The sequence below is a fragment of the Rathayibacter rathayi genome (assembly GCF_004011095.1).
Taxonomy (GTDB): Bacteria; Actinomycetota; Actinomycetes; order Actinomycetales; family Microbacteriaceae; genus Rathayibacter; species Rathayibacter rathayi.
This window is the reverse complement of record NZ_CP028129.1, coordinates 313,696-339,186: the sequence shown is the minus strand read 5'-3', so window position 1 is coordinate 339,186 and position 25,491 is coordinate 313,696. Positions and strand designations below refer to the sequence as shown.

Below are 25,491 nucleotides of genomic sequence, written 5' to 3'. Positions count from 1 at the left end.
GGCGAGCGGATCCGGATTGACCCCTGAAGCCATCGGTTTCAGTGCAGCCCCGACAGAACGTCGAGGTGAGCGATTGTCACCTTAGCACAACGGAATCTATCTCAGGTCGGCCTGGCGCGTCGAATGCTCACGATTGGCGCAGCCAGGCCGACGACCGCGACAGCGCCGACATATCCGTCCTCGACGTCCAGGTCGCGCAAGGCGACGTCGGCCGCGCCAGGGCAAGCGAGTACAGTGTGCCCGCCTTCCGCCAGGCCGAGCCGAACCTCTGCCATGGCGGTGTCCTACCGGTGCCAACCGCCTTCAACACGGCCTCCTTGCGCGTCCAGCGCTGAAAGACCTCAAGCCGCGAAGCCGACGCCAACTCGCCCGGCGCCGTGATCTGCTCGTCCAGACGAGCGAAATCGATCTCCGCCACCCGCTCGACATCGACCCCGACGGGGCCGATCGTGGTCAGCGCGACAGCGACCACCTCGCCGGCATGCGACAGCGATGCCTCGATCCCCAACGTCTTCAACCTCGTCTTGCCATGCGGGCGCCCGCACCCCACGCAGGTCCGGTCCACGACGACTTCCGCCGCTGCGAGCCCCGTGACGGCCGCAACAGCACGACGGAGCGTCACCGCGGCAGTCACAAATCGATCGCGATCCGATGCTCGTAGGTAGCGAGCCGCGCGCTCGGTCTCGACCCTGTCCAGCAGGGCCCGGTCCTCGGCTGATGCTCCGCGGACGGCCTGCTGCCACACCCGGACCTCGCCGTCGAAGAGTGGAGCAAAATGGGCAGGAATCGTGAGATTTTAGCTAACCTCTCCGCGACGGCCAACCAAGATGGCGCGATAGTTGAGGCGTGACTATCCGCTCTGCGTGAGGTGTGTTGTTCGCGGCAGACGATCCTCGTCAGGTTGAGCCTGGCGGACAGTCCCCACCTCCGCGGAGCGACTGGCCGCCGCGTCTGTGCTGGGCGCCACGACTGCGCCGAGATGGACCACTCTTCTTCGGCTGGATCGTGAACGAAAAGCTCGGGATCGTCCTTACCAATTCCTCGGTGGTCGAGAAAGAATGGTGCGCCTCGACCTCGATGGCTGAGGACAGCCAGTTCGCACCGCGCGTCATGCCCGTGAACGCAGGAGATCCCGGCCGAGGCGGGGACCTCCTGCGCCCCTCGCGGTGGGGTCAGCCTCGTACGACCGCGACGAGGTGGGGGAAGAGCGGATGCTCAGCAGCAAGCCCCGTGACGTCCGCGACGAACTCCTCCGGCGAGAGCGCCGCCAGCTTCTGCTTCAGCTCCACGCTCTGCGGGTCCTCCGGCACGTCGAAGCGCAGCGCGGCGCCGATCGCCGTCAGCAGTCCTTCGGGGACCCGCCCGCGCTCGGCGAGTTCGGCGGCCGGCCCGATGAAGCGCTCGTGCCGCGAGAGCTTGCGCAGCGGCTGGCGACCCACGCGGTCGACAGTGTCGGTCAGGTGCGGGTTCGCGAAGCGCTTCAGGGTCTTCTCGAGGTAGGCCTGCTGCTCCTGGTCAGTGAAGCCGTGCTTCGCCACGATCAGCGCTTTCGTGTCCTCGAGCGCCGCTTTCACCGCGACGTGCACCTCCGGCAGAGCGAGTGCGTCCGAAAGCTTGTGCGCTCCCGCCGCGAAGCCGACGTAGGCGGCCGTCGCGTGCCCGGTGTTGACCGTGAAGAGCTTGCGCTCGATGAAGGGCTCCAGGTTATCGACATAGGTCGCGCCCGGCAGCGCCGGCTCGGCACCCTCGAACGGAGTGCGGTCGATGACCCACTCGAAGAAGCTCTCGACGGTCACGTCCAGGCCCTGACCCGCATCCTGGTTCGGGACGATCCGGTCGGCCGCCGTGTCGGCGAAGACGGCGCGGGAACGCAAACGCTCCCACTCGACCGCGCCGAGGTTCGCGGCGACTTCGGTCTGGAGCAGGCGCGTCGCGTTGATCGCGTTCTCGCATGCCATCACCGCAACCCGCGGCGCCGACTCGTCCCGCGCGGCGAGACCCTTCGCGATCACCGGAGCGACGAAGCGGAGGATGTTCGGGCCGACGGCCGTGGTGACGATGTCGGCGATCGCGATCTCACGGACGAGCGCCTCCTCCTCGGCGGCCGAGTCGATGGCGCGGAAGCGGTCGACGACGTGCGTAGCCGCCTCCTCCCCCACCTCGTACACCGCGTAGCTGTCGGCAGCGGCGAGGCGCCCGATCAGCTCCGAGTTGACGTCGGCGAAGACGAGTTCGTAGCCGGCGCCGTGCAGAATCAGGCCGACGAAGCCGCGCCCGATGTTGCCTGCGCCGAAGTGGACGGCGGTGGGCATCAGGAGTTGACCTCGCCGAGCAGGCTGTAGAGCGACTGCGCGTCGGGGGCGTCGAGAAGCTTCTGCACCTCGTCCTCCTCCGAGAAGATGATCGCGATCGTGGAGAGGATCTCGAGGTGCTCGTTGTCGACGCCGGCGATGCCGACGACGAAGCGCACCTCGTTGCCGTCCCAGTCGATCGGCTGCGCATAGCGCACGAACGAGAGCGCGGAGGAGCGGATCTCGTCCTTGGCGTCGTTGGTGCCGTGCGGGATGGCGAGCAGGTTGCCCATGTAGGTCGAGACGGTCGCCTCGCGGGCGAGCATGGCCTCGTGGTAGGCGGGGGTGACCGCGCCGACGCCGACCAGCATGTCGGCGGCCTCCTTGATGGCGCCCTCCTTCGTCGTGGCGGTGCCGGAGGCGTCGATCTGGCCGATAGTGAGCACGTCGCTCATGGGGCGTCCTTCCGTAGAGGTACTGACAGCGTGGGAACCCGCAGGGGCGAACGGAGCGTGTGCGCTCTGTCGCACCCTACGGGCTCCCTCCGAGTTGGTGGCGTACTACTTGCCGTGCTGCTCCGCGACCAGCGAGACGACCTCGTCGTACTTCGGGCTGTTCATGAAGTTGTCGACGGAGACGTGGATGGCGCCCGGGGTGCGCTGGCGGGCGCGATCCGTGAGCTCGGCCTGGGTGATGACCAGGTCCACGTCGTCCACGAGAGCGGCGATCGACCTATTGGTGACCGTGACGTCCTCATAGCCCGCCTTCTTCATTTTGTTCCGCAGCACGGAGGCACCCATCGCGGAGGAGCCCATGCCGGCGTCACAGGCGAACACGATGGTGCGCACCTGGGTCGCGGTGGCCGTGGCCCCTGCGGTCGAGGCGCCGGAGGAGTCCTGCGGGGCGTTCGCGCCGCGGGCGTTGATGAGCGAGCCGACGGCGCTCTCCTTGCCCTTGTTGGCCTCGTTCGCGGCGACCGCGGCGGCGAGCTTGTCGTCGCCCTCCTCCTCCGCGGCAAGGTCGCGCTTGCGGCCTGCCCGGATGATGACCGAGGCCACCAGGAAGGACACGCCGGTCGCGAGGATCACCGAAAGGATCACGCCGAGGAAGCTGTCGTTTGCGGTCTGCAGCAGCACCGCGATGATCGAGCCGGGCGAGGCGGGGGCGCGCAGGCCGGAGTTGAACGCGACGTTCGTCGCGACGCCGGTGGCACCGCCGAGGATGACGGCCGCGAGCAGGGCCGGCTTCATCAGCACGTACGGGAAGTAGATCTCGTGGATGCCGCCGATGAAGTGGATGATCGCCGCGCCAGGAGCCGAGGCGCGGGCCGCGCCCACACCGAAGAACGCGAAGGCCAGGAGCACGCCCATACCGGGGCCGGGGTTGGCCTCGAGGAGGAAGAGGTAGGACTTGCCTGCCTCCTCCGCCTGCTGCACACCCAGCGGGGTAAGGATGCCGTGGTTGATGGCGTTGTTGAGGAAGAGGATCTTCGCCGGCTCGATGAAGAGCGAGGTCAGCGGGAGCAGACCCGCGTTGACCAGGAACTCCACGCCCGCACCGAGCGCGGTCGAGAGGCCGACGACGAGCGGAGCGACGCCGGCAAAGGCGAGGAGGGCGAGAATCAGGCCGAGGATTCCGGCGGAGAAGTTGTTGACCAGCATCTCGAAGCCGGGCTTGATCTTGCCGTCCCAGATCGCGTCGACCTTCTTCATCAGCCACGCCGAGAGCGGACCCATGATCATCGCGCCGATGAACATCGGGATGCCGGCGCCGACGATGACTCCCATCGTCGCGATCGTGCCGACCACGCCTCCACGGGCGCCGTAAACCATCCGGCCACCGGTGTTCGCGATGAGCAGGGGAAGGAGGTAGGTGATCATCGGGCCGACGAGGCCGGTGTTGACCACGTCGGGGTCTGCGCTCCAGCCGCCGAGCTGCTGGACCCAGGTCGCGTCGATGCCGAGCAGCGGGAGCCATCCGGTCTGGATGAAGAGGGCCGTGATGAAGCCCCAGGCGATGAAAGCCGCGATGTTCGGCATGACCATTCCCGAGAGGAAGGTGCCGAAGCGCTGGACGTGGACGCGCGCTCCACCGCGCGTCGACGTCGCTGACGTCGTTGTCATGTGCTGTTTCTCCGATTTCTAGGGGTGGGCGACCGGGACGCTCCTGAGGCGTCCCGGTTCCCGAGTGGCGGGGTGGTGCAGGGGGGTGGGTCCGGTGATCCGCGATCAGGAGGCGGCGATCGCCTCGGTGACCGCGGAGCGGGCGTCGGCAGCGCTGTCGGCCGCGAGAGCAAGCTCCGCGTACCGCTTGGCGTCGTCGAGAGTGTGCTCGGCCAGCTCGGCGCGGACGTCGGCGAGGGCCGACGGCGACATCGAGAGGGTCGTCGCGCCGAGGCCGACGAGAACCACGGCGAGCAGCGGGTCGGCGGCGGCCTCGCCGCAGATTCCGACGGGCTTGCCCAGTGCCGCTCCCGCGCGGCCGACCTCGCCGACGAGGCGCAGGACGGCCGGATGCCACGGGTCCTGGAACGCCGAGACCGTGCCGAGCATGCGGTCGGCGGCAAGCGTGTACTGCGTCAGGTCGTTGGTGCCGATCGAGGCGAAGTCGGCGACTCCGAGGATCCGGTCGGCGAGCAGAGCGGAGGAGGGCACCTCCACCATCACGCCGGCGGTACGGATGCCGAGTTCCCGCGCCATCGAGGTGAAATAGCGGGTCTCATCGACGGTCGCGACCATCGGCGCCATCACCCAGAGGTCGGCGTCGGTCGCGGCGTCGGCCTGGGCGAGGGCGGTCAACTGGTCACGGAGGATCTGCTCGCTGGCACGGAGCGCGCGCAGGCCGCGGAGGCCGAGCGCCGGGTTCTCCTCGTGATCGTCATTGAGGAAGCTGAGCGGTTTGTCGGCGCCCGCGTCGAGCGCGCGGACGACCACCTTGCGGCCCGGGAACGCCGCGAGTAGGCGCGTGTACTGCTCCGCCTGCTCGGCGACCGTCGGAGCCTGCTTCGCATCGAGGAAGAGGAACTCGGTGCGGAACAGACCTACACCCTCCGCTCCCAGCTCGACGGCGTTCTCGGCGCCGTCGGCCGAGCCGAGGTTCGCGAGCAACGGCACGGCGTGGCCGTCCGCCAGCGCACCCGGGACGACCGGAGCCGCGAGCATCTCGGCGCGCTCGGCGATCGAGGACTTCGCGGCGCCGATCTCGGCGTCGGAGGGGTTCACCGTCACAACGCCGGAGGTGGCGTCGAGGATGACGAGCTGGCCGTCGCGCAGGTCGAGCGCCCCTGACGTGCCGACGATGGCGGTGATCGACTTCTCGCGGGCGAGAATCGCCGTGTGCGAGGTGGGGCCGCCGTCGCTGGTGATCAGGCCCAGCACCTGGTCTAAATCGAGCAAGGCCGTGTCAGCCGGAGCGAGGTCGCGGGCGACAAGCACGAACGGCTGGTCAGACTCCGGCACGCCGGGAGCGGCGACACCGCGCAGGTGCGCGACGACGCGCTGCGAGACGTCGTCGAGGTCGGTCGCGCGCTCGGCCATGTAACCGCCCATCGCCACAAGCAGGTCGCGGAAGCCGGCGAAGGCCTCGTGCACCGCGCGCTCCGCGGTCTTCCCGCCGGCGATCCGCGCCGTGACGTCGTCCGCGAGGGACGGGTCCTCGGCCATCAGCGCCTGAGCGTCGAGCACATCCTTCGCCGAGCCGCCAGCGCGCTCGCCTCGGTGCCGAATGGTCGCGGCGGTGGCCGAGAGCGAGGAGACAGCGCGCTCCTCCTCCTGCGCGACGCTGCGGGTACTGGCCGTGTCCTCGGGGTCGGGAAGCGGCTCCGGCATACGCAGAACCGGCCCGAGGGCCAACCCACGCCCCACGCCGATGCCCTGGAGCTTGGCAGAGGCGTAAGCGGTCTGAGGAGTGGACAGCGTCATGGGTGCTCGTTCCTGTCGTGCGAGGGAGAGAAGGGGTTCGAGAGAAGGCGGGAGTGAGACGGGAGTGACGGAGGGGGAGTGGGCGGGGCGGGGGTGGGGTCTCAGTGGTGGGGTTTCGCAGAGACGGGGGTGCGACCCATTGAGGGTCGCCGTTGCGTTTTCGGGGCTGCCGTGGGTGCCGGCGCCGTGTGCGCCGGGGCTGCCGCCTTTCGCGACGCTGTGCGTCGCGCAGGGCTGCCGCCTTTCGCGACGCTGTGCGTCGCGCAGGGCTGCCGCCTTTCGCGACGCTGTGCGCGACGCTAGGCGTCGCGCACAGCGTCACGCATCGTGATCCGTGGTGAGGAAAGTCGCCAGCTCGTCGAGCACGGCCTCCTCGTTCTCGCCCTCGACGCTCACGGTGAGCTCGTCGCCGTGCTCGATACCGAGCGAAATGATCCCGAGGATCGACGCCGCATTCACCGGGGTCGCGTCGCCCTTGGCGACCAGGACCTTCTGACCCGACTTGGCCGCTGCCTGGCTGAAGAGCGAGGCGGGGCGGGCGTGGAGGCCCTTCGACGATGCAACCTGCACGGTGCGCTCGACCATGAACGTTTCTCCTTGATCCTGCAGTCGCGACTGCATCAGTGGTGCCCGGAGTCGGGCTCGCTCGGACGGACCGGGCGGGAGGAGGAGTCCATGTCCGCGCCTGCGACGACCGCGCGAGCGGCGAACAGGACGGGCAGGGTCTCGAGCACGGCATCGGCACCGTGCGCTCCGAAGACATCGGGCGGGAGGAGGGCAGCCGCGGCTCCCACGAACTCCGCGCGCTGGCGGAGTCCGTCGAACTGCGACTTCAGGTGTGGTCCCACGAGAAGAACGTCCACCTCGGGGAGCGAGTGATCGAGGCCGGTGAGGGACTCCGAGCGGAACTCGGCAGCAATGCCGCGCTCCTTGGCGCCCGATCGCAGCCGGTGGGCCAGGAACGTGCTCGACGCGCCTGCACCGCAGACGATCAGGATTGTTCGCACCTCGTTCGCCTCCTCGCGTCCGGGTCGTAGTCCATCCAAGCATCCCGAAAGAGGGATAGCACGCTCCAGCAAACAATCTTCCGCAGGGGCGGAAAGCCGCGCACACCGCCCGCGGCGCGGGACTCCCGAGCGCATCACCGTGATGATTGACTGGCGGGACGCACGATTCGCCGCCCGCGTCCTGCGGGCCAGCGGGCCGGTCGTGGCGCTTCCGCGGCCCGGCCCGGACCGCACGCCTGGAGCCTGATGACTGACAACCGCGAACGACTGCTGGAGTACCTCTCCCGCGCCGACGGTTGGGTGACGGCACACGAACTCGCCGACCGGCTCGGCGTGACCACCCGCAGCGTCCGCAGTTACGTCACCGCCGTCAAGGCGCAGGCCGCGCCCCTGGAACCTGTCGAGTCCTCCGCTAACGGCTACCGCCTCGCTCGCGACGCCTATGCGGCGTACCTGGAGGCGCAGCGCAGCCGCGACATCGAGCCCGACACTCCGCGGGACCGGCTCTACAGCATCGTCCGGCGGCTGGTCGACTCGGACGAGGGCCTGGACGTCGTCTCCCTCGCCGACGCGCTGTCGGTGAGCGAATCGACCGTCGACGCCGACCTCCGCCGGGTGAAAGCCCTCGCCGACGAGGCGGGGCTGGGCCTGCTCCGCCGAGGGCCGACGGTGCGCCTCCAGGGCAGCGAAGAGGCGCACCGCCGCCTGATCTCGCGGCTGTTCCGCGACGAGAGTGCGCAGGGCGTCTTCACGCTCGACGACGTGCAGCGGGAGTTCGCCTCCCCAGGCCTCGGCGCGTTCAAGACCGAGCTGCTGGCCGAACTCGAGAGCCGCGGCTACTACATCAACGACTACGGAGTGAACAGCGTCCTCCTGCACATCGCGATCGCCGTTGACCGGGCCGCCCGCGGGATCGGCGACCCCTCCGGCTCGCGCCCCTCCCCCGCGATCCACGGCGAACTCGCCGCAGTGCTGGCCGAGCTGGTGGAGCGGCACTTCGCCACGCGCCTGACCGACGCCGAGCTCGCGCAGCTCGGGATCCTGATGACCACGCGCGTGGCGACTCCCGGCCACAACGAGCCGGTCGCCGCCGTCGTCGAGAACTACCTCGACCCCGAGGACCTCGCCGTCGTCCGCGACCTCGTCGCCGAAGTGAATCGCGAGTACCTGGTCGACCTCGACGACGAGGGCTTCATCGTGCGCCTCGCCCTGCACGTACGGAACCTGATCGCGCGCGCCTCGGAGGGCGACTACTCCCGGAACCCGCTCACCCGCTCCATCAAGACCAGCTACCCGATGACGTACGAGATCGCCGTGTTCCTGGCGAGCGGGCTACAGCGACGGCGTGGGATCGCGGTGAACGAGGACGAGATCGCCTACATCGCCCTGCACGTCGGCTCGTTCCTCGAGCGGGTGTCGCGGCGGGAGGAGCGGCTGTCCTGCGTGATCGTGTGCCCCAACTACTACGACCTCGCGCACATGCTCCGGCTGCGCGTCGAGCGCTCGCTCGGCACCGAGGTCGAGGTCCGCTCCCTGATCACCAGGAGCGACGTCGAGTGGGCCCGGCTCACCGCCGACCTGGTGATCACCACGATCGACGAGCGCCCCGCCTCCGACGACGTGGTGCTCGTGCAGCCTTTCCTCACCGATCACGATGTGGAGGCGGTACGCCGTGCGATCGCGCGGGTGCGCCGGCATCGCCGTCGCGCGCAGATCAAGGACGAGCTGCTGCAGTTCTTCGACGAGTCGCTGTTCTTCCGCAACGTACACGCCCGCGACGAGGCGGCGATGATTCGGATGCTGGGCGGGCGGATGATCGCCGGCGGCCTCATCGACGAGGACTACGTCGACGGTGCCATCGAGCGCGAGCGGATGAGCTCCACCGCCTTCACCGACAACCTCGCGGTGCCGCACGCGATGGCGATGAGCGCGCGCCGGACCTCCATTGCGATCGTCGTGAACGACACGGCGATGAAGTGGGGCGAGCAGCGTGTGAACGTCATCGCGATGATCGCGTTCGCCTCCGCCGGGCGGAGCACGTTCCAGTCGGTCTTCGACCAGTTCGTCGAGGTGTTCGCCGACCGGGCGGAGGTGCAGCGCCTGATCCGCCGCTCCACCGACTTCGGCGGGTTCATTGAGGAGCTGGTGCGGGTAATCGACAGCTAGCCGACTCCATTCCTCCGTGTGGAGGGAGGCGCCGGACGGGAGGAACTCCCGCTCCTGGTCGCACTAGGCGAAGGGCGTCGGCACAATCCCGTAGGGAGCCAGCCCCGCCGCACCGCCGTCGGCGAGCGTGGTGACCCAGATCCCGTCTCCGTGCACCGCGACCGAGTGCTCCCAGTGCGCGGCCGTACTTCCGTCCTCCGTCGCGACGGTCCATTCGTCCTCCCGGACGACGGTCTCTGCGCTGCCGGCGGTCACCATCGGCTCGATCGCGACGACGAGGCCCGGCTTCACCTCCGGTCCGCGCTGGCGCACCCGGTAGTTGAACACCGGCGGCGCCTCGTGCATCGTGCGGCCGATGCCGTGGCCGATGTAGTCGGTGAGGATGCCGTAGACGCGGCCCGAGCGCTCGGCCTCGTCCTCGATGTACTGCTCGATCGCCGCGCCGACCTCGTTGAGGTGACGGGCCGTGGCGAGGACGGCGATCCCCCGCCAGAGCGATCCCTCGGTCACCCGCGAGAGTTCCGTGCGCGCCGCGACCTCCTCGGGACGCAAGGGATCGGGCAGGACGAGCGTCATCGCGGAGTCCCCGTTCCAGCCGTCGATCTCGGCGCCGCTGTCGATGGAGACCAGGTCGCCCGGCTCGAGCACGCGGCCACCGGGTATGCCGTGGACCACCTCGTCGTTCACCGAGGCGCAGATCGTGTGCCGATAGCCGGGGACGAGCTGGAAGTTCGAGTGGCCCCCGCACTCGATGATCGCGGCCTCCGCGATCGCATCGAGCTCGAGCGTCGTGATGCCCGGGCGGATCGCGGCGCGCACAGCATCGAGTGAGGCGGCGGTCGCCAGCCCCGGCGCGAGCATCGCCCGCAGTTGCGCGGGCGTTTTGTAGAGGGAGGAGCGCAGGGCCACGGCTCAGGCGGCCGGGGAATCGAGACGGCTCACCCGGTGGCCCTCGAGCGCGACGACGATCCGCTCGGTCACCTCGTCGACCGGCCCGAGACCGTCGACCACCACGACGAGCCCGCGGGCAGCGTAGACATCGATCAGCGGTGCAGTCTGCTCCTCGTAGAGCGCGAGACGGCGACGGATGACGTCCTCGGTGTCGTCGCTGCGCCCCTGCTCGAGCGAGCGCTTGAGCAGGCGCCCCACGACCTCGTCGGGATCGGCCGTCAACTGCACGACGGCGTCGAGGCGGTTGTCGTCAGCGGCGAGGATCCGGTCAAGCTCGTCGACCTGCTCCGTAGTGCGCGGGTAGCCGTCGAGCAGGAAGCCCGTCGACGCGTCCGCCTCCTGCAGACGGTCGTGGACAATCGCGTTGGTGAGCTCGTCCGGCACATAGCGGCCGGCGTCGAGGTAGGTCTTCGCCTGGAGCCCGAGCTCGGTCTCGTTTGCGACGTTGGCGCGGAAGATGTCCCCGGTGGAGATCGCCGGCACCTGGAGGATCTCGCTCAGCCGAGCGGCCTGGGTCCCCTTGCCTGCACCGGGCGGGCCGATCAGCAGGAGACGGAAGCCGATCGGGTGCGACGTCATCGGAGGAGTCCTTCGTAGTGGCGCTGCTGCAGCTGAGAGTCGATCTGCTTGACCGTCTCCAGGCCGACTCCGACGATGATCAGGATGGACGTTCCGCCGAAGGGGAAGTTCTGGTTGGCGCCGACGAGCGCGAGCGCCACGAGGGGCACCAGCGCGATCAGGCCGAGATAGACCGAGCCGGGCAGCGTCACCCGGGTGAGCACGTAGTTCAGGTACTCGGCGGTCGGGCGCCCGGCGCGGATGCCGGGGATGAAGCCGCCGTAGCGCTTCATGTTGTCGGCTACCTCGTCCGGGTTGAACGTGATCGCGACGTAGAAGTAGGTGAAGCCCACGATCAGGAGGAAGTACAGCGCCATGTAGAGCGGGTGGTCGCCCTTGGTGAGGTAGTTCGTGATCCAGGTGACCCAGACCGGCGCCTCCTGGCCCGCGGCGGGCTGATTGAACTGCGCGATGAGCGCGGGCAAGTACAGCAGCGACGAGGCGAAGATGACAGGCACGACGCCTGCCATGTTGACCTTGATCGGGATGTAGGTGTTGTTGCCGCCGTAGGTGCGCCTGCCGACCATCCGCTTGGCGTACTGCACGGGGATCCGCCGCTGCGACTGCTCGACGAAGACCACGGCGACCACGAGCACAAGGCCCACGCCGAGAACGAGGAGGAAGGTCTCGAAGCCGCGCGACTGCGCGATCGACCAGAGCGAGGTGGGGAACTGAGCGGCGATCGAGGTGAAGATCAGCAGCGACATGCCGTTGCCGATGCCGCGCTCGGTGATGAGTTCGCCCATCCACATGATGATGCCGGTGCCCGCGGTCATGGTGACGACCATGAGCAGGATGGAGTACCACTCGTCGGTGATGATGAGCGACGAGCACTCCGGGACGCCCGAGTTGCCGAAGAGCGCCCCCGAGCGGGCAACCGTGATCAGCGTCGTCGACTGGAGGACACCGAGCGCGATGGTGAGGTAGCGCGTGTACTGGGTGAGCTTGCCCTGACCGGACTGCCCCTCCTTATACAGCGTCTCGAAGTGCGGGATGACCACGCGCAACAGCTGCACGATGATCGACGCCGTGATGTACGGCATGATCCCGAGCGCGAAGATCGACAGCTGAAGCAGGGCTCCGCCGCTGAAGAGGTTCACGAGCTCGTAGAGACCCGAGGTGCCCTGGTTGCCGGCGAGACAGGCCTGTACGGCGCTGAAGCTGACGAATGGAGCAGGGATGAAAGATCCCAGCCGGAAGATCGCCACGATCGCGAGAGTGAAGCCGATCTTGCGGCGGAGGTCGGGGGTGCGGAAGATCCGCGCAACGGCGCCAAACACTACCTAAGGTCTCCTGCTCATTTCTGTGGTGCGGGATACAGGTCGAGCTTGCCACGCGCTCCCAGAGGGAGTCGGCGTGGCAAGCTCGACCGACAAGCTGCTGGTGCTACTTGATGGATCCGCCCGCAGCGACGATCTTCTGCTCCGCAGAGCTGGAGACCTTGTCGACCGCGACGTTCAGCTTAACCGCAATGTCGCCGTCCCCGAGAACTTTGACCTTCTCGTTCTTGCGGACAGCACCCTTGGCGACCAGGTCACCGATGGTGACGTCACCGCCCTGGGGGTAAAGCTCCGCGAGAGCGGACAGGTTGACGACCTGGTACTCGACCCGGAACGGGTTCTTGAAGCCGCGGAGCTTCGGGGTGCGCATGTGCAGCGGCATCTGCCCACCCTCGAAGCCGATGCGCACCGTGTAGCGGGCCTTCGTGCCCTTGGTGCCGCGACCGGCGGTCTTACCCTTGGAGCCTTCGCCACGACCCACGCGGGTCTTGGCCTTCTTAGCTCCGGCAGCGGGGCGGAGGTGGTGGACCTTGAGCACATGCTCCTTGGTCGCCGGCGCCGCCGCGCCCTTCGTGGTGGTCGCCTGCGCCGGAGTCGTGGACTCCGCGGCGGCGGCCTTCTTCGTCTCAGCCATTAGTCAATCTCCTCGACCTTCACCAGGTGGGCGACGGTCTTCACGTATCCGCGGTTCTGGGCGTTGTCCTCGCGGACCACGCTCTGACCGATCTTCCTGAGGCCGAGCGAGCGCAGCGTGTCGCGCTGGTACTGCTTCTCGCTGACCTTCGACTTGATCTGGGTCACCTTGAGCTGAGCCATCAGGAACCTGCCTTCGCGTTGGACGCGGCGGCGAGGGCGTCGGCCTCGGCGCGAACGAGACGGGCCGGCGCGACCTGGTCGAAGTCGAGACCACGACGAGCGGCGACGGCGCGCGGCTCCTCGAGCTGCTGGAGAGCCTCGACGGTCGCGTGGACGATGTTGATGGTGTTCGACGAGCCGAGCGACTTGCTCAGGACGTCGTGGATGCCGGCGCACTCGAGGACGGCACGGACGGGACCACCGGCGATAACGCCGGTACCCGCCGCGGCGGGGCGCAGGAGCACCACACCGGCCGCGGCCTCACCCTGCACGGGGTGCGGGATCGTCAAGCCGACGCGGGGGACGCGGAAGAAGTTTTTCTTCGCCTCCTCGACGCCCTTGGAGATGGCCGTCGGGACCTCGCGGGCCTTGCCGTAGCCGACGCCCACCAGTCCGTTGCCGTCTCCGACCACGACGAGTGCGGTGAAGCTGAAGCGACGACCGCCCTTGACGACCTTCGACACGCGGTTGATGGTCACCACGCGCTCGAGGAACTGGCTCTTCTCGGAGTCACGGCCACCGCGGTCGCGGCCACCCTGATTGCGGTCGCGGCCGCCGCGGCGGGGCTCACGAGCCTCCTGCTGCGGCTGCGTGGATGCAGCGGTCTCGACGGGGGCCTCCGACACAGCGGCGACCTCGGGTTCCTTGTTCTCTGCGGCGCTCACAGGTTGAGCCCTGCCTCTCGTGCTCCATCGGCGATCGCGGCGACGCGACCGGCGTACTTGTTGCCTCCGCGGTCGAAGACGACCGCCTCGACACCGGCGTTCTTGGCGCGCTCGGCGACGAGTTCGCCGACCTTACGGGCCTTGGCGGTCTTGTCACCGTCGAACACGCGCAGGTCGGCCTCGAGGGTCGACGCCGACACGAGGGTACGGCCCTGCGCATCGTCGACGATCTGCACGAAGACGTGGCGGGCCGAACGGTTGACGACGAGGCGGGGGCGCTCGGCGGATCCGACGACCTTCTTGCGCAGACGATCGTGACGACGACCGCGCGCAGCGGACTTACTCTTTCCTCTGGTTCCGAGTCCCATGATCACTTACCGCTCTTTCCGGCCTTGCGGCGAACGACCTCGCCGGCGTAGCGCACGCCCTTGCCCTTGTAGGGCTCGGGCTTACGGATCTTACGAATGTTGGCGGCCACCTCACCGACGGCCTGCTTCGAGATGCCGTGCACGGTGAGCTTGTTGTTGCCCTCGACCGTGAACGAGATGCCCGCGGGCGGGGTGACGACGACCGGGTGCGAGAAGCCGAGCGCGAACTCGATGTCCGAGCCCTTCGCCAGCACGCGGTAACCCGTTCCGACGACCTCGAGGCCCTTGGAGTAGCCCTGCGTGACACCGATGATGTCGTTGGCGATGAGCGTGCGGGTGAGGCCGTGGAGCGAACGCGACTCGCGCTCGTCATCGGGACGCGAGACCAGCACCTGGCCGTTCTCGACGGAGACCTGAATGGGGCTGGCGACCGGGACGGTCAGCTCGCCCTTGGGGCCCTTGACGGTCACAGCGGATCCGGCGACGGAGACGTCGACGCCCGCCGGGATCTCGATGGGGAGTCTTCCAATACGCGACATGGGGGTTACCACACGTAGGCGAGGACTTCCCCACCCACGCCCTTCTTCTCGGCCTGGCGGTCGGTCAGCAGACCGCTCGAGGTGGACAGGATGGCGACGCCGAGGCCGCCGAGCACGGTGGGGATCTCGGCCGACTTCGCGTAGACACGGAGTCCGGGCTTCGAGACCCGCTTGATGCCTGCGATCGAGCGCTCGCGGTTCGGGCCGTACTTGAGGGAGATGGAGAGCGTCGTGCCGACGCGCGCCTCCTCGACCTTCCAGTCGGCGATGTAGCCCTCGGTCTTGAGGATCTCGGCGATATTCGCCTTGAGCTTCGAGCCCGGGAGGGTGACGGAGTCGTGGTGCGCGGAGTTCGCGTTACGGATTCTGGTCAGCAGATCTGCGACCGGATCAGTCATGGTCATGGCTGATGGTGCCTTTCTCGCCTGGTTTCGGCACCCTTTACACGAGTGACGACCTGTGGTGTGGGACGGCGCCGACGACGTCGACGCCCATTCGGCCGCGCGAGCGCAGGCCAACGAGCCATAGTACATGGCCGAGGCGCTGCGGTCGAGAGCCGATCTGCGCGGAGTCCGGGTACTCCGCGCTGCGCGCCGCTACCGGTCGGAATGATCGAGCCGGCCGCGGACGCACGACGAGGCCGGAGGACGATTGATACCGTCCTCCGGCCCCGAGGCTTACTGCTTACGCGTTGTCCGAGGACTTGAACGGGAAGCCCAGCTGCTTGAGCAGCGCGCGGCCCTCGTCGTCGGTCCTGGCGGTGGTCACGACGGTCACATCGAAGCCGCGGACGCGGTCGATGCGGTCCTGGTCGATCTCGTGGAAGATCGACTGCTCCGTGATCCCGAAGGTGTAATTGCCGTTGCCGTCGAACTGACGGTCCGAGAGACCGCGGAAGTCGCGGATGCGCGGCAGCGCAACCGAGAGCAGGCGGTCCAGGAACTCCCACGCACGGTCGCCCCGAAGGGTGACGTGTGCACCGATGGCCTGGCCCTCGCGCAGCTTGAACTGCGCGATGGACTTGCGGGCCTTGGTGACCTGCGGCTTCTGGCCGGTGATCGCGGTGAGGTCCTTGATGGCGCCGTCGATGATCTTGCCGTCACGGGCAGCCTCGCCGACGCCGGTGTTGACGACAACCTTGACCAGGCCGGGGACCTGGTGCACGTTGCCGAAGCCGAACTGCTCCTTGAGAGCGGGGATGATGTCGGCCTGGTACTTGGCCTTGAGCCGCGGCTGAACCTTCGCAGCCACTGCGGTGGTGTCAGTCATTACAGTTCCTCACCCGACGCCTTCGCGTAACGCACGCGAACGGTCCTCGTCACGCCGTCCTTGGTGACGGCCACATTGCGGTGGCCGACCCGGGTCGGCTTCTTGGTCTTCGGATCGACGAGCGCGACATTGGAGATGTGGATCGACGCCTCGACGGTCTGGATGCCACCCTCCTTCGAGCCGCGCTGCGACTGGCCGACGCGGGTGTGCTTCTTGACGAAGTTCACACCCTCGACGACGACGCGGTTGCGCTCGACCAGCACCTCGAGGACCTTGCCCTGCTTGCCGCGGTCTCCGCCGCGGGCCTGGGTAGCGCCCGAGATGACCTGAACGAGGTCACCCTTCTTGATCTTGGCCATGACTAGATAACCTCCGGTGCCAGCGAGACGATCTTCATGAACTTCTTGTCGCGGAGTTCGCGACCGACCGGTCCGAAGATGCGGGTACCGCGGGGGTCCCCGTCGTTCTTGAGGATCACGGCCGCGTTCTCGTCGAACTTGATGTACGAGCCGTCGGGGCGACGGGTCTGCTTGACGGTACGGACGATGACGGCCTTGACCACATCGCCCTTCTTCACGTTGCCACCGGGGATCGCGTCCTTGACGGTGGCGACGATGATGTCACCGAGACCGGCGTACCGGCGGCCGGAGCCACCGAGGACGCGGATCGTGAGGAGTTCCTTGGCGCCGGTGTTATCGGCGACCTTCACTCGGGATTCTTGCTGAAGCATGTGTGTCTCTCCTGCTCACTCAAGTAGGCCGCGGCCTACTTGGCCTTCTCGAGGATCTCGACCAGGCGCCAGCGCTTGGAGGCGCTGAGAGGACGGGTCTCGCTGATAACGACGAGGTCGCCGATCCCCGCGGTGTTCAGCTCGTCGTGAGCCTTGACCTTCGAGGTACGGCGGATGACCTTGCCGTAGAGAGGGTGCTTGACCCGGTCCTCCACCTCGACGGTGATGGTCTTGTCCATCTTGTCGCTGGTGACGTATCCGCGGCGGGTCTTGCGGTAACCGCGAGCGCCCTCCTGCTTGATGTCGTGGGCGGCCGACTCGTGGCCGGCGGTGTCATTGACAGTTGCCATTACTTGGCCTCCTCGATCGGCTCGGTCGCCTCGACCTCGGCCTTGGCGGCCTTCGTGGTCTTAGGCTTCTTCTCCGCCTTGGCCGGGGCCTCGACGGGTGCGGGGGTGGCGCGAATGCCCAGCTCACGCTCACGGATGACCGTGTAGATGCGGGCGATGTCGCGCTTGACCGCACGCAGGCGGCCGGTGGTGTCCAGCTGGCCGGTAGCCGACTGGAAGCGGAGGTTGAACAGCTCCTCCTTGGCCTTTTTCAGCTCCGTGACGAGACGCTCGTCCTCGAAGGTGTCGAGCTCGGCGGGGGCGAGCTCCTTGGATCCGATCGCCATTACGCGTCTCCCTCCTCGCGCTTGATGATGCGTGCCTTGAGGGGCAGCTTGTGGATAGCACGGGTCATGGCCTCACGAGCGAGCTGCTCGTCGACGCCGGCGACCTCGAAGAGGACGCGACCCGGCTTGACGTTCGCGACCCACCACTCCGGCGAGCCCTTACCGGAACCCATGCGGGTCTCGGCAGGCTTCTTGGTCAGCGGACGGTCGGGGTAAATGTTGATCCACACCTTTCCGCCGCGCTTGATGTGACGCGTCATGGCGATACGAGCGGACTCGATCTGACGGTTGGTCACGTAGGCGGGGGTAAGGGCCTGAATACCGAACTCGCCGAACGACACCTTGGTGCCACCGGTGGCCTGGCCGGAACGACCCGGGTGGTGCTGCTTGCGGTACTTGACTCGACGCGGAATCAACATAATTATGCCTCAACTCCTGCTGCGACGGGCGCCTCGCTCTGCTGGCGGGGTGCACGGCGCGGACGGTCGCTGCGCTCGGGGCGCGACGACTTGCTGTTCGCCTGCTCGCGGGCGAGCTCCTTGTTGGTGATGTCGCCCTTATAGATCCAGACCTTCACGCCGATGCGGCCGAAGGTGGTCTTTGCCTCGTAGAAGCCGTAGTCGATGTTCGCGCGGAGAGTGTGCAGCGGCACGCGTCCCTCGCGGTAGAACTCCGAACGGCTCATCTCGGCGCCGCCGAGGCGGCCGGAGACCTGGATGCGGACGCCCTTGGCGCCGGCGCGCTGTGCGCCCTGCAGGCCCTTGCGCATCGCGCGGCGGAAGGCCACGCGGGCGGAGAGCTGCTCGGCGATACCCTGGGCGACCAGCTGAGCCTCAGCCTCGGGGTTCTTGACCTCGAGGATGTTGAGCTGGATCTGCTTGCCCGTGAGCTTCTCGAGGTCGGCGCGAATGCGCTCCGCCTCGGCGCCGCGACGACCGATCACGATGCCCGGACGGGCGGTGTGGATGTCGACGCGGACGCGGTCACGGGTGCGCTCGATCTCGATGCGGGCCACGCCCGCACGGTCGAGCTGCGTGGCAAGGAGTCGGCGGATCTTGACGTCCTCAGCGAGGTAGTCGCTGTACCGCTGGCCCTTCTTGGTGCTGTCGGAGAACCAGCGCGACACATGGTCGGTGGTGATTCCCAGACGGAAACCGTAGGGGTTAACTTTCTGACCCATTACTTGGTCCCCTCCTCAGGAGTGGCCAGCACGACGGTGATGTGGCTGGTGCGCTTGTTGATGCGGAAGGCACGACCCTGAGCACGGGGCTGGAATCGCTTGAGGGTGGTTCCCTCATCGACGAAGGCGCGGGACACGAACAGGTCCTGGTCGTCGAGGTACTCGTTCGAGGCATCGGCCTTGACGCGAGCGTTGGCCATCGCCGAGGCGACGAGCTTATAGACGGGCTCGGACGCGCCCTGGGGCGCGAACTTCAGGATGGCCAGTGCCTCCTGAGCCTGCTTACCGCGGATCAGGTTCACGACACGGCGAGCCTTCTGGGGGGTGACGCGGATGTGTCGCACGCGTGCGATCGACTCCACCATTTCTCTCCTCCTTCTCGTCGCCGCGTCAGCGGCGACGGCCCTTCTTGTCGTCCTTCTCGTGACCGCGGAAGGTCCGAGTGGGGGCGAACTCGCCGAGCTTGTGGCCGACCATGGTCTCGGTCACGAACACGGGGATGTGCTTGCGACCGTCATGGACCGCGATGGTGTGACCCAGCATCGCCGGGATGATCATCGAACGGCGCGACCAGGTCTTAATGACGTTCTTGTTGCCGGCTTCGTTGGCCGTGAACACCTTGCGAAGCAGGTGGTCGTCAACGAAGGGGCCCTTCTTGAGACTGCGAGGCATCTTCTACGCGTTCCTTCTCTGCTTCCGAAGCTACTTGCGCTTCTTGCCGGCGGTGCGGCGACGAACGATGAGCTTGTCGCTCTCCTTATTGGGGCGACGGGTGCGTCCCTCGGACTGACCCCACGGGCTGACCGGGTGGCGTCCACCGGAGGTCTTGCCCTCTCCACCACCGTGCGGGTGGTCGACCGGGTTCATCGCGACACCGCGGACGGTCGGGCGGACACCCTTCCACCGCATGCGGCCGGCCTTGCCCCAGTTGATGTTCGACTGCTCGGCGTTGCCGACCTCGCCGATCGTGGCGCGGCAGCGCGCGTCGACGTTGCGGATCTCACCGGACGGCAGGCGCAACTGCGCATAGGGGCCGTCCTTGGCGACCAGGCGCACCGAGGTGCCGGCCGAGCGAGCCAGCTTGGCCCCGCCTCCCGGCTTGATCTCGATGGCGTGGATGACGGTACCGGTCGGGATGTTGCGCAGCGGCAGGTTGTTGCCGGGCTTAATGTCGGCACCGGCGCCCGACTCCACGATGTCGCCCTGCGAGAGCTTGTTCGGGGCCAGGATGTAGCGCTTCGTACCGTCCACAAAGTGGAGCAGCGCGATGCGCGCCGTGCGGTTGGGGTCGTACTCGATGTGAGCGACCTTGGCGTTGACGCCGTCCTTATCGTTGCGACGGAAGTCGATCAAACGGTACTGGCGCTTGTGTCCACCACCGATGTGACGGGTCGTGATCCGACCGGAGTTGTTGCGGCCACCGGTCTTGGACAGCGGGCGCAGCAGCGACTTCTCGGGCGTCGAGCGGGTGATCTCGGCGAAGTCGGCAACGCTGGAACCGCGGCGACCGGGGGTGGTGGGCTTGTACTTACGAATAGCCATTGTCTGTTTCCTCTACGCTTCTTCGGCTCAGCCGACGCTCGTGAAGATGTCGATGGAGCCGGACTTCAGCGTGACGATCGCGCGCTTGGTGTCCTTTCGCTTACCGGTACCGAACTTCGTGCGGCGGGTCTTACCCTGGCGGTTCAGCGTGTTGATCGACGCGACCTCGACGCCGAAGATCTTCTCGATGGCGAGCTTGATCTCGGTCTTGTTCGAGCGCGGGTCGACCACGAAGGTGTACTTGCCCTCGTCGATCAGGCCGTAAGACTTCTCGGACACCACCGGGGAGATGATGACGTCGCGGGGGTCCTTGTTGAACGCGGCGGACTGGCTCATGCGTTCACCTCTTCCTTGTTGGACTCGACGCCCGACTTGGCCGCGATGAACGCATCGAGCGCGCCCCTCGAGAACACGATGTCGTCGGAGACGAGCACGTCGTACGCGTTGAGCTGATCGGCCGGCAGGATGTGCACGAACGGCACGTTGCGCAGCGAGAGCTCGGCGATGTAGTCGTCACGCTCGAGCACCACAAGAACGTTGCGCGACACCGAGAGGGCGCCGAGCAGGACGAGGACGTCCTTGGTCTTCGGGGTGTCGCCGAGGGCGAGCGACTCGACTACGTGGATACGGGCACCGCGGGCGCGGTCCGAGAGAGCGCCGAGCAGGGCAGCGGCGATCATCTTCTTGGGGGTGCGCTGCGCGTAGCTGCGCGGGGTCGGTCCGTGGACCACGCCACCACCGGTCATGTGCGGGGCGCGGATCGAGCCCTGACGAGCGCGACCGGTTCCCTTCTGCTTGAACGGCTTGCGTCCGGCTCCGGAAACCTCGCCGCGGTTCTTCGTCTTGTGGGTTCCCTGGCGCGCCGCGGCAAGCTGGGCCACGACGACCTGGTGGATCAGAGGAATGTTGGTCTGGACGTCGAAGAGCGCGGCGGGGAGTTCGACCGAGCCCGCCTTCTGGCCCTTGACGTCGATGATGTCGACAGAGGTAGTCATGGAACTACGCTCCCTTCACGGCGTTGCGAACGAACACGAGGCGACCGCGGGCACCGGGGACGGCGCCCTTGACGAGCAGCAGACCCTTCTCGGCGTCGACGGAGTGCACCTTGAGGTTGAGCACGGTGACGCGCTCGCCACCCATGCGACCCGCCATGCGCATGCCCTTGAACACGCGGCTGGGGGTCGAGGAGGCGCCGATGGAGCCGGGCTTGCGGTGGTTGCGGTGCGAACCGTGCGAAGCCGAGACGCCCTTGAAGTTGTGGCGCTTCATAACACCGGCGAAGCCCTTGCCCTTGCTGGTGCCGACCACGTCGACCTTGGTGCCGGCCTCGAAGACGGCGTCCACGGTCAGCTCCTGGCCGGCCGAGTACGAGCTCGCATCGGAGGTGCGGACCTCGGTGAGGTGGCGGCGCGGGGTGACGCCCGCGGCATCGAAGTGACCGGCGGCGGGCTTGTTGACCTTCCGCGGGTCGATCGCACCGGCGGCGAGCTGGACAGCGGTGTAGCCGTCCTTCTCTTCCGTGCGGACCTGGGTCACGACATTGGGACTGATCTCGATGACCGTGACCGGCACGAGCTTGTTGTTCTCGTCCCAGACCTGGGTCATTCCGAGCTTGGTGCCGAGGAGGCCCTTGCTGGTCTTCAGCGTGGGGGAAACAGTGACAGACATGGTGGCACTCCTCCTTAGAGCTTGATCTCGATGTTGACGTCGGCCGGCAGGTCGAGGCGCATGAGCGAGTCGACGGCCTTCGGCGTCGGGTCGATGATGTCGATGAGGCGCTTGTGGGTGCGCATCTCGAAGTGCTCGCGGCTGTCCTTGTACTTGTGGGGCGAACGGATCACGCAGACCACGTTCTTCTCGGTCGGCAGCGGCACGGGGCCGACGACCGTCGCACCGGCACGCGTGACCGTGTCGACGATCTTGCGCGCCGACGTGTCGATGACCTCGTGGTCGTACGACTTCAGTCGGATGCGGATCTTCTGTCCCGCCATGTGTGATCTCTCACTCTCTTGTTATTGCGTCGTACGCGACTCCCCCGGCCGAAGCCGGACTCGTCTCGCATTGGACGCGCTCGCGAAGGAACTCCGGTGACCCGGAAACGTGCAACCAGTGTTCTTCTGTCAAAAGCACCGCATCCGAAGCGCTCCGATCGGCGTGCAAAACGCACGACGCACGGAGGGCCCGTTGAAATGTCGGTTGTTGTCGTTCTGCTACCCGCCGCCTCGACGTCGCATCCGCGAGGCCGCCCTCTCGGGTCGAGCCTCCGCGATGCCGTCTCGGCACTGCCTGGCAGTGTCCCCCGTCCCAGCAGCAGGCCGCGGGAGAAGGAATTTTGAACTAGGAGAGTCTCCCACAGATACACCCGTCCTGCAACCCGGGCGTGTCGCAGTGGAGGCCTCCCTCACGGCCCGTCCGGACAGGATCGGACGCGCCCCTGTCGGTCGCCGCGGCTACTCGAAGAGGAGCGCTCTGACCGCGGTCTCGGCAGAGGCGAGACGAGACGGATCGATGGTCTCGCCGGCCCGGAAGTGGTCGAGCAGGCGCGGATCGACATAGCTAGCACGGGCGACGGTGGGCGTGTTCCCGAGCACATCGGACGCATCGCGCATCGCCTGGGCGATCGCGGAGTTGCGGGCACGCTGCGTCGCCTGCGGTTCGGACTTCGCCAGGCTGATCGCGGCCGCCACGGTGCCGTGCAGCGTCCGGAAGTCCTTCGCCGTGAAATCGTCGCCCGCTCGCTCCCGGACGTAGTCGTTGATCTCGGGCGCCGAGATCGGCCGCCACTCCCGGCCGTCCTTCCAGGCGAGCAGGCGAGCGTTCGGCCCCCTGCGTTTGAGGGCCCGGACGACGCGCGCGAGGTCGTGGTCGAGGATCTCGCTCGTCCAGGCCTGGTGGCTCTTGCCGGGGAAGGCGAGCGCCACCCGATCACCGTGAGTGCTCGCGTGCGCGCAGAGCAGCGTCGAGAGGCCGATGCTGCCGTGCTCTTTCGCATACCTCTCGCTGCCGACGCGGAGGGAACCGGTGTCCAGCATTCGGAACGCCATCGCGAGCGCCCGGTCGCGGCTTGGCCCGTCCGAGCGCAACGCGAGGGTCACCGCTCGACGGGCCCCCGGAAGCGCTTCGGCGAGCCGGAGCGCCCGGTCGAACTTGATCCGGTCCTTTTGCTCGCGCCAGGTCGGATGGTAGATGTACTGCCGCCGGCCGGCCGAGTCGACGCCCGTGGCCTGGATGTGACCGTTCGGATACGGGGCGATCCAGACGTCCTTCCACGCCGGCGGAATGCCGAGGGCGTCAAAGCGCGCCCGGAGTTCCTGGTCGACGACCGTCGCGCCCCTGGGGTCGCGATAGCTGAAGCCGGAACCCGCGCGCACCCGGGTGTAGCCGCGTCCGCTCGAGTCGGTCCTGCGGAGTCGTTGCGCACGCGGATCAGACATCAACCCGACGATAGGACGGCGAATCCGCCAGCCGCACCCGCTTGACGCTGGGCTACAGCAGGAGCACGGGGCCGCTACTCGTCGCCGATGCGCGTGTCCGCCTGACGCTTGAGGTCCTCGATGCGGTCGTCGTAGGTTCCCTTGGTGAGGCGGCTCGCGATCTCGCTGGTCTTCTCGAGCACCTGATCCGAGACCTGCTCCGCCTTCTCGCTGTGGAGTGCGTCCTGCGTTTTCTCGCTGTTGAGCAGTTCGCTGGCCTGACGTCCGAGCTTCCCGAGATCCACGATGATGCCTCCTTGTCGACGCGCACAGGGCGGCGCGTGCTTCAGTGTGACGGCCCCTCCTGGGGGAACGGTGCGGGCGCGCCAGTCAGCGAGCCAGCGCGATCACCCGTGCTGCGGCATCCGCCAGCGCCCGGCCGTAGGAGGGACCGTGGCCCGCGGCGTGGACGGCGAGCGGGTGCAGCTGGTGCAGCTGGTGCAGGCTGCCTCCCACTCGAAGAACTGCGGGCGGGCACGGGCGACGCTCTTCACGAAGGGCATGCGTCCACGCTAGCCGCGCCTGTTCCCGCGAACGACGAGAGGGGCCGCCCGCACAAAGCGGACGACCCCTCTCGCGAGATCGGTAGGACGGACCTACTTGACGATCTTGGTGACCGTACCGGCACCCACGGTGCGTCCACCCTCACGGATGGCGAAGCCGAGGCCCTCCTCCATAGCGATCGGCTGGATCAGCGCGACCGTCATGTCGGTGGTGTCGCCGGGCATGACCATCTCGGTGCCCTCGGGCAGCGTGATGACGCCGGTGACGTCGGTGGTACGGAAGTAGAACTGCGGGCGGTAGTTCGCGTAGAACGGGTTATGACGCCCACCCTCATCCTTGGACAGGATGTATGCGGTGCCCTCGAAGTCCGTGTGCGGCGTGACCGAACCCGGCTTGACGACGACCTGGCCGCGCTCGACGTCCTCGCGCTTGGTACCGCGGAGGAGCAGACCGCAGTTCTCGCCGGCCCAGGCCTCGTCGAGCTGCTTGTGGAACATCTCGATTCCGGTGACCGTGGTCTTCTGCGTCGGGCGGATGCCGACGATCTCGACCTCGGAGTTCAGAGCGAGGGTTCCACGCTCTGCACGACCGGTGACGACGGTTCCACGACCGGTGATCGTGAAGACGTCCTCGATCGGCATGAGGAACGGCTTGTCCTTGTCGCGCACCGGGTCCGGGATGGACTCATCGACGGCGTCCATCAGGTCGAGGATCGACTGGGTCCAGGTGTCGTCACCCTCGAGGGCCTTGAGGCCGGAGACGCGAACGACGGGAGCGTCGTCGCCGGGGAAGCCCTGCGACGAGAGGAGCTCGCGGACCTCGAGCTCGACGAGCTCCAGGATCTCCTCGTCGTCCACCATGTCGGCCTTGTTCAGCGCGACGAGGAGGTAGGGGACGCCGACCTGTTTGGCGAGGAGGACGTGCTCACGGGTCTGAGCCATCGGGCCGTCGGTGGCGGCGACCACGAGGATCGCGCCGTCCATCTGAGCCGCACCGGTGATCATGTTCTTGATGTAGTCGGCGTGACCGGGGGCGTCGACGTGCGCGTAATGACGCTTGGGCGTCTCGTACTCGACGTGCGAGATGTTGATCGTGATGCCGCGCTGGCGCTCCTCGGGAGCGGAGTCGATCGAAGCGAAGTCACGCTGGACGTTGGTCGCGGACGGGAACTTGTCCGCCAGAACCTTCGAGATCGCCGCGGTAAGCGTGGTCTTTCCGTGGTCGACGTGACCGATGGTTCCGATGTTGACGTGCGGCTTGGTCCGCTCGAACTTGGCCTTAGCCACTGTGGGTCCTCCTCAGGACTTAGGTGCAAGCATCCGCATCCGAAAGCCGCACGGGGCGGCACGAGGACGGGAGGACTTGCGGGGGTTTTGTAGAGATATGTTACCGGCAGTGGTCGTGCGGCCGTCCCGCTGCGACAGGGGGCGCGCTGCACTCGGCAGCAAACCCGCACG

At 67.5% G+C, this 25,491-nt stretch carries 35 protein-coding genes; 2 read left to right on the top strand and 33 right to left on the bottom strand.

Translation table 11 applies throughout. From position 1 onward, the window contains the following. Positions 1-127: 127 nt before the first annotated feature. From C1O28_RS01730 to C1O28_RS01700, 7 genes are all read right to left on the bottom strand, one after another. Positions 128-745: a 4'-phosphopantetheinyl transferase family protein gene (locus C1O28_RS01730; RefSeq protein ID WP_160487541.1), complete on the bottom strand. Its 618-nt coding sequence runs from the start codon at positions 743-745 to the stop codon at positions 128-130. Positions 746-1,172: 427 nt separating this feature from the next. Continuing rightward, positions 1,173-2,312, bottom strand: coding sequence for a mannitol-1-phosphate 5-dehydrogenase (locus tag C1O28_RS01725; protein ID WP_097166384.1), 1,140 nt, complete (start codon positions 2,310-2,312; stop codon positions 1,173-1,175). Further along, complete coding sequence (locus tag C1O28_RS01720) at positions 2,312-2,746, bottom strand: PTS mannitol transporter subunit IIA (RefSeq protein WP_097166383.1); 435 nt, start codon at positions 2,744-2,746, stop codon at positions 2,312-2,314. The genes C1O28_RS01725 and C1O28_RS01720 overlap by 1 nt, the downstream gene beginning before the upstream one ends. 105 nt (positions 2,747-2,851) lie before the next feature. After that, on the bottom strand, positions 2,852-4,414 hold the full coding sequence (locus C1O28_RS01715; RefSeq protein ID WP_097166382.1) for a PTS mannitol transporter subunit IIBC: 1,563 nt from the start codon (positions 4,412-4,414) through the stop codon (positions 2,852-2,854). Between the two features lie 105 nt (positions 4,415-4,519). After that, positions 4,520-6,118, bottom strand: a complete 1,599-nt coding sequence (gene ptsP / locus C1O28_RS01710; protein ID WP_237398086.1) for a phosphoenolpyruvate--protein phosphotransferase — start codon at positions 6,116-6,118, stop codon at positions 4,520-4,522. A gap of 411 nt (positions 6,119-6,529) precedes the next feature. Beyond that, complete coding sequence (locus C1O28_RS01705; RefSeq protein ID WP_097166380.1) at positions 6,530-6,796, bottom strand: HPr family phosphocarrier protein; 267 nt, start codon at positions 6,794-6,796, stop codon at positions 6,530-6,532. Positions 6,797-6,831: 35 nt separating this feature from the next. Further along, the gene (locus tag C1O28_RS01700; RefSeq protein ID WP_160487542.1) at positions 6,832-7,218 is read right to left on the bottom strand and encodes a PTS sugar transporter subunit IIB; all 387 of its coding nucleotides are present in this window, start codon (positions 7,216-7,218) and stop codon (positions 6,832-6,834) included. A 246-nt stretch (positions 7,219-7,464) separates the two neighbouring features. On the opposite strand from C1O28_RS01700, the gene C1O28_RS01695 reads away from it, so the two are divergent. Next, positions 7,465-9,384 carry a BglG family transcription antiterminator gene (locus C1O28_RS01695; RefSeq protein ID WP_097166378.1) on the top strand — a complete coding sequence of 640 codons (1,920 nt, stop codon included), beginning with the start codon at positions 7,465-7,467 and terminating at the stop codon, positions 9,382-9,384. 63 nt (positions 9,385-9,447) lie between these two features. Here C1O28_RS01695 and map read toward each other — a convergent pair whose 3' ends face one another. The 25 genes from map to C1O28_RS01570 all read right to left on the bottom strand — a co-directional run bounded on the left by map (position 9,448) and on the right by C1O28_RS01570 (position 23,775). Next, the gene (gene map, locus C1O28_RS01690; RefSeq protein WP_097166377.1) at positions 9,448-10,293 is read right to left on the bottom strand and encodes a type I methionyl aminopeptidase; all 846 of its coding nucleotides are present in this window, start codon (positions 10,291-10,293) and stop codon (positions 9,448-9,450) included. A gap of 3 nt (positions 10,294-10,296) precedes the next feature. Next, the gene (locus tag C1O28_RS01685) at positions 10,297-10,914 is read right to left on the bottom strand and encodes an adenylate kinase (RefSeq protein WP_202129545.1); all 618 of its coding nucleotides are present in this window, start codon (positions 10,912-10,914) and stop codon (positions 10,297-10,299) included. Next, positions 10,911-12,233 carry a preprotein translocase subunit SecY gene (gene secY / locus C1O28_RS01680; protein WP_097166376.1) on the bottom strand — a complete coding sequence of 441 codons (1,323 nt, stop codon included), beginning with the start codon at positions 12,231-12,233 and terminating at the stop codon, positions 10,911-10,913. The genes C1O28_RS01685 and secY overlap by 4 nt, the downstream gene beginning before the upstream one ends. Before the next feature lie 106 nt (positions 12,234-12,339). After that, positions 12,340-12,867 (bottom strand): 50S ribosomal protein L15, encoded by a 528-nt coding sequence (rplO, locus tag C1O28_RS01675; protein WP_097166375.1) that lies wholly within the window; start codon positions 12,865-12,867, stop codon positions 12,340-12,342. After that, the gene (gene rpmD, locus C1O28_RS01670; RefSeq protein ID WP_181024623.1) at positions 12,867-13,049 is read right to left on the bottom strand and encodes a 50S ribosomal protein L30; all 183 of its coding nucleotides are present in this window, start codon (positions 13,047-13,049) and stop codon (positions 12,867-12,869) included. The genes rplO and rpmD overlap by 1 nt, the downstream gene beginning before the upstream one ends. Beyond that, positions 13,049-13,753, bottom strand: coding sequence for a 30S ribosomal protein S5 (rpsE, locus tag C1O28_RS01665; RefSeq protein WP_097166374.1), 705 nt, complete (start codon positions 13,751-13,753; stop codon positions 13,049-13,051). The genes rpmD and rpsE overlap by 1 nt, the downstream gene beginning before the upstream one ends. After that, positions 13,750-14,121, bottom strand: coding sequence for a 50S ribosomal protein L18 (gene rplR, locus C1O28_RS01660; protein ID WP_068256930.1), 372 nt, complete (start codon positions 14,119-14,121; stop codon positions 13,750-13,752). Before rplR ends, rpsE begins: the two co-directional genes overlap by 4 nt. Before the next feature lie 2 nt (positions 14,122-14,123). Beyond that, a complete protein-coding gene (rplF, locus tag C1O28_RS01655) occupies positions 14,124-14,660 on the bottom strand; it encodes a 50S ribosomal protein L6 (protein ID WP_097166373.1) in 537 nt (178 codons plus the stop codon). A 5-nt stretch (positions 14,661-14,665) separates the two neighbouring features. Further along, positions 14,666-15,064, bottom strand: a complete 399-nt coding sequence (gene rpsH / locus C1O28_RS01650) for a 30S ribosomal protein S8 (protein WP_097166372.1) — start codon at positions 15,062-15,064, stop codon at positions 14,666-14,668. A gap of 280 nt (positions 15,065-15,344) precedes the next feature. Beyond that, positions 15,345-15,929 carry a 50S ribosomal protein L5 gene (rplE, locus tag C1O28_RS01645; RefSeq protein ID WP_097166371.1) on the bottom strand — a complete coding sequence of 195 codons (585 nt, stop codon included), beginning with the start codon at positions 15,927-15,929 and terminating at the stop codon, positions 15,345-15,347. Continuing rightward, on the bottom strand, positions 15,929-16,288 hold the full coding sequence (gene rplX / locus C1O28_RS01640; protein WP_097166370.1) for a 50S ribosomal protein L24: 360 nt from the start codon (positions 16,286-16,288) through the stop codon (positions 15,929-15,931). The genes rplE and rplX overlap by 1 nt, the downstream gene beginning before the upstream one ends. A 2-nt stretch (positions 16,289-16,290) precedes the next feature. Then, entirely contained in the window at positions 16,291-16,659 is a 369-nt protein-coding gene (gene rplN, locus C1O28_RS01635) for a 50S ribosomal protein L14 (RefSeq protein ID WP_055787095.1), read from the bottom strand. 35 nt (positions 16,660-16,694) lie between these two features. Then, complete coding sequence (rpsQ, locus tag C1O28_RS01630) at positions 16,695-17,009, bottom strand: 30S ribosomal protein S17 (RefSeq protein WP_202129546.1); 315 nt, start codon at positions 17,007-17,009, stop codon at positions 16,695-16,697. After that, a complete protein-coding gene (rpmC, locus tag C1O28_RS01625; protein WP_097166369.1) occupies positions 17,009-17,335 on the bottom strand; it encodes a 50S ribosomal protein L29 in 327 nt (108 codons plus the stop codon). The genes rpsQ and rpmC overlap by 1 nt, the downstream gene beginning before the upstream one ends. Continuing rightward, positions 17,335-17,754 (bottom strand): 50S ribosomal protein L16, encoded by a 420-nt coding sequence (gene rplP, locus C1O28_RS01620; RefSeq protein WP_097166368.1) that lies wholly within the window; start codon positions 17,752-17,754, stop codon positions 17,335-17,337. Before rplP ends, rpmC begins: the two co-directional genes overlap by 1 nt. Positions 17,755-17,756: 2 nt before the next feature. Further along, positions 17,757-18,515 (bottom strand): 30S ribosomal protein S3, encoded by a 759-nt coding sequence (gene rpsC / locus C1O28_RS01615; protein ID WP_068209439.1) that lies wholly within the window; start codon positions 18,513-18,515, stop codon positions 17,757-17,759. After that, positions 18,515-18,880 (bottom strand): 50S ribosomal protein L22, encoded by a 366-nt coding sequence (gene rplV / locus C1O28_RS01610; protein WP_082480979.1) that lies wholly within the window; start codon positions 18,878-18,880, stop codon positions 18,515-18,517. Before rplV ends, rpsC begins: the two co-directional genes overlap by 1 nt. Positions 18,881-18,905: 25 nt before the next feature. Beyond that, positions 18,906-19,187 (bottom strand): 30S ribosomal protein S19, encoded by a 282-nt coding sequence (gene rpsS / locus C1O28_RS01605; RefSeq protein WP_055787078.1) that lies wholly within the window; start codon positions 19,185-19,187, stop codon positions 18,906-18,908. A 30-nt stretch (positions 19,188-19,217) separates the two neighbouring features. Next, positions 19,218-20,057, bottom strand: a complete 840-nt coding sequence (rplB, locus tag C1O28_RS01600; protein WP_055787074.1) for a 50S ribosomal protein L2 — start codon at positions 20,055-20,057, stop codon at positions 19,218-19,220. Between the two features lie 27 nt (positions 20,058-20,084). Further along, complete coding sequence (gene rplW / locus C1O28_RS01595; protein WP_068209445.1) at positions 20,085-20,393, bottom strand: 50S ribosomal protein L23; 309 nt, start codon at positions 20,391-20,393, stop codon at positions 20,085-20,087. Continuing rightward, on the bottom strand, positions 20,390-21,052 hold the full coding sequence (gene rplD, locus C1O28_RS01590; RefSeq protein ID WP_097166367.1) for a 50S ribosomal protein L4: 663 nt from the start codon (positions 21,050-21,052) through the stop codon (positions 20,390-20,392). The genes rplW and rplD overlap by 4 nt, the downstream gene beginning before the upstream one ends. Before the next feature lie 4 nt (positions 21,053-21,056). Continuing rightward, positions 21,057-21,725 (bottom strand): 50S ribosomal protein L3, encoded by a 669-nt coding sequence (rplC, locus tag C1O28_RS01585; protein WP_068209450.1) that lies wholly within the window; start codon positions 21,723-21,725, stop codon positions 21,057-21,059. A gap of 14 nt (positions 21,726-21,739) precedes the next feature. Beyond that, on the bottom strand, positions 21,740-22,048 hold the full coding sequence (gene rpsJ, locus C1O28_RS01580) for a 30S ribosomal protein S10 (protein ID WP_005050520.1): 309 nt from the start codon (positions 22,046-22,048) through the stop codon (positions 21,740-21,742). Between the two features lie 459 nt (positions 22,049-22,507). Then, positions 22,508-23,491 carry a DNA topoisomerase IB gene (locus C1O28_RS01575; RefSeq protein ID WP_097166366.1) on the bottom strand — a complete coding sequence of 328 codons (984 nt, stop codon included), beginning with the start codon at positions 23,489-23,491 and terminating at the stop codon, positions 22,508-22,510. 74 nt (positions 23,492-23,565) lie between these two features. Next, positions 23,566-23,775, bottom strand: a complete 210-nt coding sequence (locus C1O28_RS01570) for an Rv0909 family putative TA system antitoxin (protein ID WP_097166365.1) — start codon at positions 23,773-23,775, stop codon at positions 23,566-23,568. Between the two features lie 148 nt (positions 23,776-23,923). On the opposite strand from C1O28_RS01570, the gene C1O28_RS15815 reads away from it, so the two are divergent. After that, on the top strand, positions 23,924-24,046 hold the full coding sequence (locus C1O28_RS15815; RefSeq protein WP_258058787.1) for a hypothetical protein: 123 nt from the start codon (positions 23,924-23,926) through the stop codon (positions 24,044-24,046). Between the two features lie 80 nt (positions 24,047-24,126). On the opposite strand, the gene tuf is transcribed toward C1O28_RS15815, so the two are convergent. After that, a complete protein-coding gene (gene tuf, locus C1O28_RS01560; protein WP_068251449.1) occupies positions 24,127-25,320 on the bottom strand; it encodes an elongation factor Tu in 1,194 nt (397 codons plus the stop codon). Positions 25,321-25,491 lie beyond the last annotated feature (171 nt).